The sequence below is a fragment of the Cohnella luojiensis genome, assembly GCF_004564235.1.
Taxonomy (GTDB): domain Bacteria; phylum Bacillota; class Bacilli; order Paenibacillales; family Paenibacillaceae; genus Cohnella; species Cohnella luojiensis.
In genome coordinates, this window is the sequence record NZ_SOMN01000002.1 from 65,347 (window position 1) to 78,329 (window position 12,983).

The 12,983-nt window shown below is 51.8% G+C and carries 12 protein-coding genes; 10 read left to right on the plus strand and 2 right to left on the minus strand.

Annotated features, from left to right (window positions below; all coding sequences use genetic code 11):
* Window positions 1–14: 14 nt before the first annotated feature.
* The gene (gene fba / locus E2980_RS02260; RefSeq protein WP_205699910.1) at window positions 15–869 is read left to right on the plus strand and encodes a class II fructose-1,6-bisphosphate aldolase; all 855 of its coding nucleotides are present in this window, start codon (window positions 15–17) and stop codon (window positions 867–869) included.
* Between the two features lie 22 nt (window positions 870–891).
* Window positions 892–1,845, plus strand: a complete 954-nt coding sequence (locus E2980_RS02265; RefSeq protein WP_135150510.1) for a 1-phosphofructokinase family hexose kinase — start codon at window positions 892–894, stop codon at window positions 1,843–1,845.
* 290 nt (window positions 1,846–2,135) lie between these two features.
* Here E2980_RS02265 and E2980_RS02270 read toward each other — a convergent pair whose 3' ends face one another.
* The gene (locus tag E2980_RS02270) at window positions 2,136–3,182 is read right to left on the minus strand and encodes a ThiF family adenylyltransferase (RefSeq protein ID WP_135150511.1); all 1,047 of its coding nucleotides are present in this window, start codon (window positions 3,180–3,182) and stop codon (window positions 2,136–2,138) included.
* Complete coding sequence (locus E2980_RS02275) at window positions 3,179–3,949, minus strand: molybdenum cofactor biosynthesis protein MoaE (RefSeq protein ID WP_135150512.1); 771 nt, start codon at window positions 3,947–3,949, stop codon at window positions 3,179–3,181. The genes E2980_RS02270 and E2980_RS02275 overlap by 4 nt, the downstream gene beginning before the upstream one ends.
* A gap of 119 nt (window positions 3,950–4,068) precedes the next feature.
* Between E2980_RS02275 and moaA the strand changes: the two genes are divergently transcribed.
* The 8 genes from moaA to ytvI all read left to right on the plus strand — a co-directional run bounded on the left by moaA (window position 4,069) and on the right by ytvI (window position 12,922).
* Window positions 4,069–5,070 carry a GTP 3',8-cyclase MoaA gene (moaA, locus tag E2980_RS02280; protein ID WP_205699911.1) on the plus strand — a complete coding sequence of 334 codons (1,002 nt, stop codon included), beginning with the start codon at window positions 4,069–4,071 and terminating at the stop codon, window positions 5,068–5,070.
* 18 nt (window positions 5,071–5,088) lie between these two features.
* On the plus strand, window positions 5,089–5,562 hold the full coding sequence (locus tag E2980_RS02285) for a molybdopterin-dependent oxidoreductase (RefSeq protein WP_240702841.1): 474 nt from the start codon (window positions 5,089–5,091) through the stop codon (window positions 5,560–5,562).
* Window positions 5,559–6,992 carry a bifunctional metallophosphatase/5'-nucleotidase gene (locus tag E2980_RS02290; protein ID WP_135150513.1) on the plus strand — a complete coding sequence of 478 codons (1,434 nt, stop codon included), beginning with the start codon at window positions 5,559–5,561 and terminating at the stop codon, window positions 6,990–6,992. Before E2980_RS02285 ends, E2980_RS02290 begins: the two co-directional genes overlap by 4 nt.
* Before the next feature lie 38 nt (window positions 6,993–7,030).
* Window positions 7,031–7,882, plus strand: a complete 852-nt coding sequence (locus E2980_RS02295; protein ID WP_135150514.1) for an undecaprenyl-diphosphate phosphatase — start codon at window positions 7,031–7,033, stop codon at window positions 7,880–7,882.
* A gap of 158 nt (window positions 7,883–8,040) precedes the next feature.
* Window positions 8,041–9,159 carry an HD-GYP domain-containing protein gene (locus E2980_RS02300; protein WP_135150515.1) on the plus strand — a complete coding sequence of 373 codons (1,119 nt, stop codon included), beginning with the start codon at window positions 8,041–8,043 and terminating at the stop codon, window positions 9,157–9,159.
* A 136-nt stretch (window positions 9,160–9,295) separates the two neighbouring features.
* Window positions 9,296–10,447, plus strand: a complete 1,152-nt coding sequence (yfkAB, locus tag E2980_RS02305) for a radical SAM/CxCxxxxC motif protein YfkAB (protein WP_135150516.1) — start codon at window positions 9,296–9,298, stop codon at window positions 10,445–10,447.
* A gap of 50 nt (window positions 10,448–10,497) precedes the next feature.
* Window positions 10,498–11,859 (plus strand): hemolysin family protein, encoded by a 1,362-nt coding sequence (locus E2980_RS02310; protein ID WP_135150517.1) that lies wholly within the window; start codon window positions 10,498–10,500, stop codon window positions 11,857–11,859.
* Window positions 11,860–11,887: 28 nt separating this feature from the next.
* Window positions 11,888–12,922 carry a sporulation integral membrane protein YtvI gene (gene ytvI, locus E2980_RS02315; RefSeq protein WP_135150518.1) on the plus strand — a complete coding sequence of 345 codons (1,035 nt, stop codon included), beginning with the start codon at window positions 11,888–11,890 and terminating at the stop codon, window positions 12,920–12,922.
* Window positions 12,923–12,983 lie beyond the last annotated feature (61 nt).

A 12,983-nucleotide genomic window follows, 5' to 3' on the forward strand; every position in this document is an offset into this window, starting at 1 on the left:
CGGAGGAATTAATCATGGCATTGGTATCATCAACTCCGCTCTTACGGAAAGCCCGAGCAGAAGGCTATTGCGTCGGAGCGTTTAACGTTCACACGCTGGAAATGTTGCAAGCCGTAGTCGAAGCGGCAGAGGAAACGAAATCCCCGCTCATCATTCAATCTACCGTAGGCACGGTTAAGCATCTGGGAGCGGATTATATCGCAGCTGCGGCTACCGTTGCCTCCAATAGAAGCTCCGTGCCGATTGCCTTGCATCTTGATCATTGCTCAGACTTCGGCATCATCATGCAATGCATTCGTGCGGGATATACCTCAGTAATGATCGACGCTTCCCATGATCCATTCGATAAGAATGTCGCTGCTACCCGCAAAGTCGTTGAGGCTGCTGCGGCGGTAGGCGTTAATGTCGAGGCTGAACTAGGCCGAGTCGGCGGCGTGGAGGACGATATCGTCGTGGACGAGCGCGACGCTCTTCTCGCGGATCCGGATGAATGCGCCAAATTCGTGGAATTGACGGGCGTTCATACGTTAGCTCCCGCAATCGGTACAGCTCACGGTATATATAAAGGAGATCCGAATATCGATTTCGATCGGATCGGGCGAATCGCGTCCAAGGTATCCATTCCGCTCGTTCTTCACGGAGGATCCGGTATCCCGGAAAATCAGGTGAGAAAGGCCGTTTCCCTCGGTATGTCCAAGATGAACGTGGCAACGGAGCTGCGTATCGTTTTCTCCGACGCGATCAAGGAAGTATTCGCGGCCAACCCGGAAGAGAACGATCCTCGCAAATACATGGTTCCTGCGAAACTAGCGTTGAAAGCTGCGGCAATCGAAAAAATGCGTCTATGCGGCTCTATAGGCAAAGCTTAGACGAAGAGGGCAGGTCAACCGGATGGAATCGAAAAAAAGAAAGAAGATTACGACAGTAACCTTAAATGCGGCTATCGACAAAACCTATTATGTTCCGACTTTGGTCAAAGGCACGGTCATGCGCGCGGAGAGCGTATTATCGGCGGCAGGCGGCAAAGGCGTTAACGTCGCCCGCGTGCTTCGCCAGTTGGGACACACGGAGGTAGCCGCTACGGGATTCGCGAGCGGATACAACGGTAAATTCATTATCGACCAAGTGAAGGAGATAGGCATCGAGGCGGAATTCGTAGAAGCTTTGGGAGAATCGAGGCTGTGCTTGAATTTCATCGATCGCGGCGACGGCACGTCAACCGAAATTCTAGAGCCGGGTCCCGACATCCGCGAGAAGCATTTGGACCATTTGAAGCGCAAGCTTCATCAATTGGCTCAAGAGTCGGCTCTAGTCATTTTTTCGGGGAGCATTCCTAAAGGACTGCATCCAGGATTATATGCACAATTGATCGGTATCGCGCGCGCTGCCGGGGCGGAGGTGTTCCTGGATGCTAGCGGTAAGCCTCTATCGCAAGGTTTGTTGGCTAAGCCATCATTCATTAAGCCGAACGAAGAAGAAATCGTACCATTGCTGGCCGGGACAATTGAAAACGATCTTTACGAGGGAGTCGTATCCCTTATGAACAAAGGGATTGCGAACGTGGTCGTTACCTTGGGAGGTGAAGGAGCGGTTGCCGGCGTGGAAGGGAAACTCTACCGTGTCCAGACGCCTAAGCTTAAGGTGGTCAACACGGTGGGGTGCGGAGATGCATTCGTTGCCGGATACGCTTACGGCTTCGCGAGAAATTGGCCTGCGGTGGAATGCTTGCAATACGCGGCCGCAGCGGGATGCGCCAACGCTTTATCTTCCGTGGCGGGCGACGTGCGCCTGGCCGATCATCAAACATTGCTGCGCGAGGTCCGGGTTGAAGCATGGAATCGCTAGAAGAGCATTAGACCGCTGGCAGCGGCTTAGAGCACGGACTGACTCCGTTTTCTCTCATTTAGACCGCTGGCAGCGGCTTAGAGCACAGACTGACTCCGTTTTCTCTCATGTAGACCGCTGGCAGCGGCTTAGAGCACAGACTGACTCCGTTTTCTCTCATTTAGACCGCTGGCAGCGGCTTAGAGCACAGACTGACTCCGTTTTCACTCATTTAGACCGCTGGCAGCGGCTTAGAGCACAAACTGACACCGTTATCTCCTCACAGCAAACCATTTCTTAAAAATTATCCGTTACTCACCCATGATCTCCGAGTAAGTACGGCGCGCGAGATGAGGCTCGTCCGTACCCATGACGAGCGCGCGGCCATCCGCGAAGAGCAGAAAAGTAATGTCTTCGGGAAGGTGCAACCGCAGCGAGTAGGGGTTCAGCTCTGTTCGGCCTGCTACGCGAAGCCGCAGCTCGAGCGATTGAAGATCCAATTTCAAAGGCTTGACGGGCGATACTTGAACCGTGTTCCTGCCGCATAGAGAGGTGGTCATCGCATCGTGCGCTTCTTCTCCCTCCAATGCGTCGAAACGGCGTTGCCCGCATACGGGGCAGGAGGGCCTCCTAGCTCCGCTGACCGATAACGATTGCCACTGATGCTGCCAGAGATCGATTTGGAGCAACGAGCCATGAAGCGCTTCGCGCTGTTCCGTGATGAGCTTGATAGCCTCCATCACCTGAATGGAAGCGATGGTATCCACGATCGGGGAGAGGACTCCTGCCGTTTCGCAAGTATCCAACGTTCCGCCCGGCGGAGGCTCGGGAAATAGGCAGCTTAGACAAGGCGTCGTACCGGGGACGATCGTCAAAGTCATTCCCGATGCGCCGACAGCTCCGCCATATATCCAAGGAATATGATGTTTGACGCTAAATTCGTTGATCAGATACCTCGCGCCGAAGTTGTCCGTTCCGTCGATTACGATATCGGCACCCGACAGAAGCGTCTCCGCATTGTAAGTGCTTAGGTCTGCTACATGGGGGAGTAGGGTGATGCCGCTGTTAACCCCGGATAGCCGCGTGGCGGCCGCGATTGCCTTCGGAGTTCCTTGGGCCGCATCCTGCTCGTCGAATAGCAGCTGGCGCTGCAAATTGCTGCGGTCCACGATGTCACGATCTATGAGCGTCAATTTTCCAACTCCCGCGCGGGCTAGTTGATTGGCGATGACGCAACCGAGAGCTCCAACGCCGACGACGGCGACGTGAGCTTGCAGCAGTCGAGCTTGTCCTTCCGTTCCGATCGCCGCGAACCGGACTTGTCTGGCGTATCGCGCATCCCCACTGACAGAAGTCATTTTGCCTCTCCTCCCGGCAGCTCGAGCGAAGCGGTCGGATCCCAAGGTCCGAGCTGATGCCCCTTCCACTCCGTGCCATCCTCGTAGATTTCTTTTTTCCAAATCGGAACTTTCTGCTTCAATCTCTCGATCGCATATCGGCTCGCTTCGTAGGCATCCGCGCGGTGGGCGGAGGAGACGGCGATGACTACGCTCGCTTCTCCGATTCCGACGTTTCCAATTCGATGGGAGATGGCGCACAGAGTACCAGGCCAATGAGCCGATATCTCTTCCCCTATCTGAGAGAGGGCGGATTCGGCCATCGGCACATACGCTTCGTACTCCAAGGTAACGGTCCGTTTGCCTGCGGTCCACTCCCGGGTCGTACCTACAAAGGCAATCGCGGCACCGTGGTCGGGGTGATATACCTTGGATATGACGCCATCGATTACGAGGGGGCTTTCCGTTATGGCGTAGCGCTTGCCCTCCGCTAGCGTGCCCTCGGCATTCGTCGGCACGTCGGATCCGCCCGAGACCGGAGGCAGCAACGCAAGCTCGTCCGTACGGTTCACGATGGTCTCGTCATGCGCGTAAGCTTGATTTTGCGCCATGAAGCTTATAGAGAGTACGTCGGAGTGCTCGGGAAATTGAGCGGCCAACCGTTGCTTGATCATTCCGGCCCGCAGTTGCTCTTCTTCCCATGACAGGAGTAGAGAGCGCGTTCCTAACCGCTCGGCTAGTCCGGCGAATAAGGATATTTTCCATTGATTTTCATTAGAGTTTGTCATGTGTATGTTCAACTTCCTCCCGTGAAACGTCAAACATTACCTTCCCCAAGCATACCATATCGCCTGTGAAAATGTTATGCTATAGGGACACTACAATGGCAATGAAGGAGTTGGTGGTGATGCCGGAATTGATAGATCGGTTCGGGAGACAGCATACCTACTTGCGCATTTCCGTAACCGACCGCTGTAACTTGCGTTGCCTGTATTGCATGCCGGAAGAGGGCATGGTATTCATGGATCAAGACAAACTGCTATCGTATTCGCAGATTATAGAAGTAGCGGCTACGGCCGCGAAGCTAGGCATCCGTAAATTCAGAATTACAGGCGGCGAACCGCTGGTGAGGCCGGGATTGGATGAACTGATCGCCGGTCTATCCGCATTGCCGGGAGTGGACGACATCTCTCTGACGACGAATGGATTATTGCTTGCGTCCCAAGCCGCCAAGTTAAAGCAGGCGGGACTTAAGCGCGTGAATATTAGCTTGGACACGATGGATGCGACGCGATTCAAATTCATCGCCCGCCGCGGAGACCTGAACAAGGTATGGGAAGGCGTGGAAGCCGCGGTCGAGGCCGGTTTAAGTCCGATCAAGCTGAACTGCGTGCTGTTAAAAGGAGTCAACGAGGATGAGATCGGCCGCTTCCTGAAGCTGTCCATGGAGCAGGCGATGCATGTCCGGTTCATTGAGTACATGCCGATCGGACACGACGATGCCGGCTGGAGAGACCACTATCTCCCGCTCTCAAGAGTGCTGGAAGAAGCGAACCGCTTGGGCTATACGCTAGAGCAAGCGGAGGGGCCGAAAGGAAGCGGACCCTCCGAGAACTGGCGGATCGCCGGCGGAGCGGGAACATTCGGACTCATCCACCCCATCAGCGAGCATTTCTGCAAGAGTTGCAACCGGCTCCGGCTTACGGCGGACGGCCATATTAAACCATGCTTGTACTGGGTAGACGAATTGAACGTAAGACCTGCGCTGGGATCGCCTGATGACATGGAGGAGCTGTTCCGCAAAGCAATGGACATTAAACCCGAGAATCATGAGATGGCTGCCTTGCTGGCGGGAGATAAACAAAGCCACGTGCCGACGGAGCGGCGGATGTCGCAAATCGGAGGATAGGAGAGAAGATCATTGTCCGTGACCGTTATCATGCCGAATGACGTTACATTCACAACCACACCGCTTGCGATGGCAGAGCTGTCCGGCGAAGCGTTCCCCGTTGAGGCGCGCGTTCCCGGGGCGGTCGGAGAAGGATTTGACTTGCGCCAATGGTATTCCGCATTCCGCGATTCCTTGATGGAGTCGCCCGGGGAACATCATTTCGAAACGCCGACGCATTTAACCGTACGGGCCGCGGATGAGTTCCAAGCCACGATCCCTTGGAATCAATTAAGCGGCTCGCTGCTTCAATATGCCATAGAAGGGCAACCGCTTTCCAAAGGCTATCCGATAAGGCTGTATGTGCCGGATGGAACAAGCGCTTGCCTTAATGTTAAAAGCGTCACAACCCTGCGTTTTATCGCCGATGCCGCTCTAGGAGATGAGGCGATCTATGGATTTCTTAACGAAATCGCGCCTAGCCAACTTAGCAAAGGGTTGAAATCCCGATGACCAAGCCGAACGTGACGCTTACCCTCCTGCATACGAACGATTTACATAGCCATTTCGAAGAGACTTCCCGTATCGCCGGATACGTGGGCCGAGTTAAAGATCGCGTGGATCACGATAAGTTCCTTGTCCTGGATTGCGGGGATTTTCTAGATCGCGCGCGCTTGGAAACCGAAGGCTCGCAAGGAGCGGTGAATCGCGCGGTTCTTGAGCACATCGGCTTCGATGCCGTCATGTTCGGCAATAATGAAGGGTTAAGCTATACGTTGGAGCAGCTCGATGTCTTGTTCCGGGACATGCCGATCCCTATCGTATGCGCGAATATGGTGCTTAGCGAGACCGAGCGGCGTCCTTCCTGGATGGTCCCTAATTTGAAGCTGGTAAGAGCGGGGATACGTATTGGTTTAATTGGCGTTACGGCTCCATTTAACGAATATTATAAGCTTCTAGGCTGGGATGCCGGGAATCCGATCGACGTCTTGAAAGATGAGGTAGATCGTCTGCGTCCCGAGGTGGACGTGTTGATCGTATTGTCTCATCTCGGAATACGCCAAGATGAGCGAATAGCTTCCACCATTGAGGGGATCGACATTATTCTTGGCGGACACACCCATCATCTTCTGGAGGTTCCCCTTATTATCGGGAATACGGCGATCTGTGCGGCAGGGAAGTTCGGTTATTATATCGGTCACTTGGAACTGGCGTTCGATCAAGACAACAAGCTTGTGAAGGTTACCGGCCGCAGCCTGGCGACGGACGATTATCCGCGTCAACCCGAAATGGATAATCTCGTGGAAGGTTTTCGCGAGCGAGCCAGACTATCCATGAATAGGGTGATCGCCGATTTGGCCGAGCCGCTGGATTGTCGGAACGACGCGGAGTCTCCCCTTCCGACATTACTGGCGATTGCGGTTCGCCGCATCACGGGCGCCGAGATCGGACTCGTCAATTCCGGACAACTGCTGCAGGGTCTTTCATCCGGGAAGGTTACCGAAGAGACGATTCATGCGATTTGTCCTTCTCCGATTAACCCTTGTTTGATCAAGCTGAGCGGTGCATTAATTCTCAGATCGCTCGAGGAGAGCCTGCTTCCTGATTTCCAAGAGCTTGAGATACGCGGATTCGGCTTTCGGGGGCGGGTATTGGGAATGCTTTGCCTGGACGGGCTGGAGGTAATGGCCGATCTTTCCCAAGCGCCTTATCATCGGGTCAAGGAAGTTAGAGTTCATGGAGATCTTCTCGACGAGTCGCGGATCTATTCGGTAGGAACCTTGGATATGTTTACGTTCGGAGTAGGTTACGTCGGCTTGAAGGAGGGTCGGGATGTCCGTTATTTCTTGCCTGAATTCATCCGGAATGCACTGTCCCATGCGCTTAACGAAGAACATTGGATTAAAGAGAGCAGATTTCCTCGATGGAGTTTTGATGTCTAGATAGATAAACGATAATGGATTAGGAGTGAACAGTTACAATGCTGCATTGGTTTGATTCCATCATACTCGGAATTGTCGAAGGATTAACGGAGTTTCTCCCGGTATCTTCTACCGGACATATGATCCTGACGAACAAGCTATTAGGTTACGAAGAAGCGCCAGAACAGCTCAAGACCTTCGAAATCGTTATCCAATTCGCCGCTATTCTGGCCATCGCGCTCGTCTATCGCCAGAAAATCCTGCAGATATTCGGACTCGGCAAGAAGGAGTCCGTGCGCGGACTCTCCGTTGATTCTTTTCCTAAACGGCGCCTCAATCTCATTCATGTCGCGCTCGGTATTATACCTCCTATGGGTGTTGCGTTCCTCTTTCGAGACTATATCAAGGAAATCGGGTTTCATCCCGCGCCGGTTCTGTGGGCTCTCGTTGCGGGAGGAATTTACATGTGGGTGACAGAGGCATTATACGACTCCGGCAAAATCAAAAAGACTGCTGAGACGATGGACGATATCACCTATAAGCAAGCTTTGATTATCGGAGTTCTACAATGCGTGTCGGCCGTCTGGCCCGGTTTCTCGAGATCGGGCTCCACGATCGCCGCGGGTATGCTTGGCGGAGTCAGTTACAGGGCCTCGGCCGACTTCTCGTTTTTCATTGCCATTCCGATCATGACGGTTGCGACCGGTTACGAGATCCTAAGCAATCTGGATCAATTCCGTTCGGGCGACATAGATCTCGGATTCCTCTTGACGGGCTTTATTGTTTCCTTCATCGTGGCTTGGATTGTCGTGGTCGCTTTCCTAAAAGTGCTGCAGAAGTTCAAATTAAAGTATTTTGCATGGTATCGCTTCTTGATCGCCGCCTTGTTCTACTTGTTCATCATGAATTAAGTTAAGAAAATGATGAACAATGTCGATTTTTGTGGAAAAAGCGATTTTTTCCTGTGGAAATCTCTTAAATATTACGAAGAGATTTCCGATGATAAATGTTAAGGGAAAAATTGCCTTCTTGAACGAAATCGACACGTAGAAGGAGGAATTATCACGAAATGCGCATGATGCCGATTTCTTTATGTCGTCCGGGCATGAAACTGGCTAAAAAAATCTATTCCGACGAGGGTATCGTGCTATTAGCGGAAGGGGTCGAACTGACATCTACGCTGATTCGCAGGCTGGGAGAGTGCGGAATTAGTTTTCTTTACATTGTAGACTCTAGGACGGAAGGTCTGGTCGTCCCCGAATTGCTCAGCGACGAGACGCAGAGACGCACGATTCAAGCGATACGTACCGCTTTCCGGACTTTCGTAGACCAGCCTCGCAAGAGTAGTAAGACAGGTACATATCCCTACGTAGGGCGAAAAATGAGAGAGGTCATGCAGATGATTATGGACGATCTAAGTCATAAACAGGATGCCATGATCATGCTTATGAATTTGCATACGGTGGATCATTACCTATACAAGCATTCGCTCAATGTATGCGTGTATACAACGATGCTCGGCATGGCTAGCGGTTATAATCAGGAACAATTGATTACTTTAGGCCTAGGCGCCCTTCTGCATGACGTTGGCAAAACCCAAATATCCATGCAGGTATTGCTGAAGCCGGGAACGCTTTCCGCAACTGAATTCGAAGAGATGAAACGGCATGCGGAGCGCGGTTATTACCTTCTCAAGGATGAGCCGAACATTCCGTTGTTGGCTGCCCATTGCGCATACCAGCATCATGAAAGAATTGACGGATCCGGGTACCCAAGGGGAATTAAGGGAGACGAAATCCACGATTATGCGAAATGGATCGGAATTGTGGATTCTTACGACGCCATGACGAACCATCGGGTATACCGAAATGCCATGCTGCCGCATCAAGCGGTGGAGGCTTTGTATTCCGGCAGCGATATTCTATACGATACGTCGATGCTGCAATTGTTTCGCGATAATGTTGCCATCTATCCGATTGGTTTGACGGTTAAGCTGAACACGGGACAAAGCGCTGTCGTTAGCGACATTAACTCGACCTGCGCGCACCGCCCGGTCATCAGGGTGTTTACGGATGAATACGGCGTGGAATTGAAAGCCCCGTTCGATATGGATCTGTCCAAGAGGCATAACGTTCTCATCTCCAAGATAGAGTTGGGCGCGGAAGAGTTGAGCCCTCTGCCCGCGTGATTTATAACGGCTGTCCCCTTGTAGGCGTACTGCGTGCCGGGACAGCTTGTTTTGTTTTATCTTGAGCCCAAAGTTTGTTTTTATTGCGTTCGACAAGTAAAATAAAAGGAACGTAATAAACGACAGGAGTATGACTATGCAAGCAATTTCCCAACCGGCAGCAGTTCCTTTCGCGCCGCCAACAGGCTGGAGAGCATTATCCCCCCAGAACGACCCCTGGGATCCGATTCGTTCGTTGCAACGTTTCGGGCGTCACGAGCTTACGAGCGTGGAATTAACCGTGACCCATCTGTGCAATATGAGATGCGAGCATTGTGCCGTAGGAGACAGCTTGACGATGAAGGAAGCTCCGTATGTGCCTATGGAGCTCATTTTTCGAAGGCTGGATGAAGTCGAACATCTAGAGACGATCAGCATGACCGGGGGAGAACCGACCTTCAGCATGGAGACGGTACGCAACATCCTGCTTCCCTTGCTGAAATATGCCCGGGCACGCGGCATTCGGACGCAGCTGAATTCCAACGTGACGATGGATTACGAAAGATATGAGCTCATCGCTCCTTATTTGGATGTCATGCACATATCTTTTAATTATACGGAAGCGGAGGATTTTCATCGGATCGGCTTTGCCCGGACAGGCAGGAACGTCCGCATAGATACTACCGCCAAGATGTACGAGAGAATGATCGACAACGCGCAAAGACTTTCGAAAGGCGGGTTATTCGTTTCCGCCGAATCCATGATCAACTTTCGTACTTACGGCAAGATATCGGATATTCATAGATTGATCGCGGGGATGGGGTGCCAGCGCCATGAAGTCCATCCCATGTATCCCAGCTCGTTTGCATCGGGTCTTCCCGCGGTTACCCGCGAGCAAATGTTCGATGCCGTTGAAACGTTGCTGAACACTCGCGATCCGGACGTTTGGATGCTTTTCGGTACTTTGCCGTTCTTCGCTTGCAGCGACAACGAGGAAGAGCGGCGTTTAGTCAGAAGATTAAGGGAAGAGAAGAACGTTACCGTCCGAAATGATCCAGATGGACGAAATCGGGTAAATGTAAATATGTTCAGCGGAGATGTCTATGTCACGGACTTTGCCTCGGTTCCTTCTTTTGGAAATATTCAGAACGAGAAGTTAGATGACGTATTCGCCAAGTGGCGAGCACATCCTATGCAGGAGGCCGTGAATTGCCATTGTCCGACGGCGAGCTGCTGCGGACCGAATCTGCTAGTGTCCGACATGTATTACCGCGATATCGATTTTAAGAGCAAGCACGCGATCCCCTAAGGCATCGGATTTTTTTCGATAGCCGGTACGGGTAGACGAGGAGGAGAAGGATTTACTTGGAACTACAATGGGGTTTAATATTTTGGAACGTTGTTCTTGTTTTGTTCTTAGTGCTTCTTAACGGATTTTTCGTCGCTTCCGAGTTTGCGTTGGTTAAAGTCCGTCAGACCAGATTGACACAGCTTGAGAATGAAGGCAACGTGCTGGCGAAGTACGCGCTTAAGGTTAACAAAAGATTGGACGCCTATTTGTCGGCAACGCAGCTTGGCATTACGTTGGCGTCGCTTGGTCTCGGTTGGGTAGGGGAGCCGGCCATCGCGGATCTGATTATCGCTCCGCTCCTGCATAATTTCGGAGTGACCGATGAGACGGTGATCCACACAGTCGCGTTCACCGTAGCGTTCTGCGTCATCACCTTTTTGCACATCGTGCTGGGAGAACTAGCGCCTAAGTCGCTTGCCATCCAGCGTTCCGTCGGCGTGTCGTTGTGGCTATCATGGCCTCTGCTAATGTTCTACCGAACCTTCCTTCCCTTCATTTGGTTCCTGAACGGGACTGCGAACAGGCTGCTTAAGCTGTTCGGCGTTGAGCCGGCCGGTGAACATGAAGCGGCGCATACGGAAGAAGAAATACGCATCCTGATGAACCAAAGCGCCAAGAGCGGGATTATCGACAAAGACGAATTGACGCTGTTCGACAACGTGTTCGAATTCGCGGACCGGGTTGCGCGCGAGGTCATGCTGCCGAGGACGGACATGGATTGCTTATTCACCAACATTTCATATGCCGATAACATGAAGCAGGTATACTTGACCAAGCATACTCGGTATCCGGTCGGACTTGAAGATAAGGATCAGATTCTCGGGTTTGTCCATATTACGGATTTGTTGACGGCCGATCCGGATGAAGAGCATGATCTCAAGGATTTCCTAAGGCCGATACTTAGCGTGCCGGAATCCATGGAAGTCAGTAAAATCTTAAAGCTCATGCAGCTTAAAAAATCGCAAGTCGCCATCGTTATTGACGAATACGGAGGAACCGCCGGCATGTTGACGGCCGAAACCATATTGGAAGAAATCGTCGGCGAGCTTCACGACGAATTCGATGACGAACTGCCTACCGTCGTCGTGAAGGGGGAATTAACCTCCGTGGAAGGACGTATTCTTATTGAAGACGTGAACAACATGTTCGGATTGGAGATCGAGGACGAAGAAGTCGATTCCATAGGCGGCTGGCTGTTCAACCACCTGGAAGGCAATATCTCCAAAGGCCAGAAGGTCATCCATGACGGTTATGTATTCGAGATTGCCCAGACGGAGCGCTTGCGCGTTCAAAGGGTGCACATCTATAAGAATAAAATCGCCGTCGTCGAGACACCCGCGTCTGTTTCGAAGGATCAGCCGAATCAATAAGAAGTTCGGCTAGAGAGGGGATAGGTTATTGCCGATTCGCACGTTGCTGTTGATGGTCGTATCCGTTGTCTTTTTATATTTATTATTCACCGTAGGAGCTCCCTTCTTGTTGGCACTTATCGCGGCTATTTTCCTCGAGCCTCTTACGATGCTTCTCATGAAGAAAGGAAGAATGAACCGTCTGGCGGCTTCTACGATCTCCAGCACCTTGTTTACCGTGATTCTGCTTGGATTGCTCGGATTAATCGGGATGAAGCTCGTTAGCGAGCTGAAGGCTTTCTTCGATAAGCTGCCTTCCATGCTCGAGAGCGCGAATGAATACATAAGGGATTTAATCGAACGAGCGCAGCAGTTTTCCAACAAAGGAGCCGCGCCCGTACCAGACCAATTGGAGAAATGGATTTCGACCGCTACCACTGGGTTGACCCAATTATCGACAAAGATATCCAGCGTGCTGTTCGGGTTCGCGTCGGGGATTCCGGATTTCTTTATTTTCTTCATCGTGTTCCTGGTAGCCGTATATCTGTTTACCTTAAGCATGCCTGCGATGAAGAGCTCGTTCCTGTCGCTGTTCGAGGACAAATCCAGATTGCAAGTGGAGGAAGTATTGTTTAGCCTTCGCAAATCGGTGTTCGGATTCCTGCGCGCTCAGCTATTGCTCAGCGTTATCACTTACGTATTAGCTTTTGTCGGCTTGCTGATCATAGGAACAGGATATCCGTTAGCTATAGCTTTATTGATCGTTGTCGTCGATATTTTACCCGTGTTGGGCGTTGGTTCGGCGCTTGTCCCTTGGGCGGTCTATCAACTCGCCATCGGAGAAGTATATACGGGCGTCGGACTCATTCTTCTTTTCTTGGTTATCACCGTTGTCCGCCGCATCGTAGAGCCTAAAATATTGGGAGACGCAGTGGGTATAGGTGCATTGTCAGCTCTGATCAGCTTGTACGTCGGTTATGAGCTGGTTGGTCTCATCGGAGTATTCTTGGGTCCGATCGTCGTCATCGTGTTCATGGCGATGAGGAAGGCAGGCCTGTTCGACTTTAAGATCAAATTTCAATAACGGATAACCAGCAGTTCGATTTGTTTATGAAAGGAATGGGAGAGCCAGGTGTCGGAACATA

Coding starts and splice junctions, on each gene's coding strand:
- fba (WP_205699910.1), top strand. CDS start 15: ATGGCATTGGTATCATCAACTCCGCTCTTACGGAAAGCCCGAGCAGAA.
- E2980_RS02265 (WP_135150510.1), top strand. CDS start 892: ATGGAATCGAAAAAAAGAAAGAAGATTACGACAGTAACCTTAAATGCG.
- E2980_RS02270 (WP_135150511.1), bottom strand. CDS start 3,182: ATGACTTCTGTCAGTGGGGATGCGCGATACGCCAGACAAGTCCGGTTC.
- E2980_RS02275 (WP_135150512.1), bottom strand. CDS start 3,949: ATGACAAACTCTAATGAAAATCAATGGAAAATATCCTTATTCGCCGGA.
- moaA (WP_205699911.1), top strand. CDS start 4,069: ATGCCGGAATTGATAGATCGGTTCGGGAGACAGCATACCTACTTGCGC.
- E2980_RS02290 (WP_135150513.1), top strand. CDS start 5,559: ATGACCAAGCCGAACGTGACGCTTACCCTCCTGCATACGAACGATTTA.
- E2980_RS02295 (WP_135150514.1), top strand. CDS start 7,031: ATGCTGCATTGGTTTGATTCCATCATACTCGGAATTGTCGAAGGATTA.
- E2980_RS02300 (WP_135150515.1), top strand. CDS start 8,041: ATGCGCATGATGCCGATTTCTTTATGTCGTCCGGGCATGAAACTGGCT.
- yfkAB (WP_135150516.1), top strand. CDS start 9,296: ATGCAAGCAATTTCCCAACCGGCAGCAGTTCCTTTCGCGCCGCCAACA.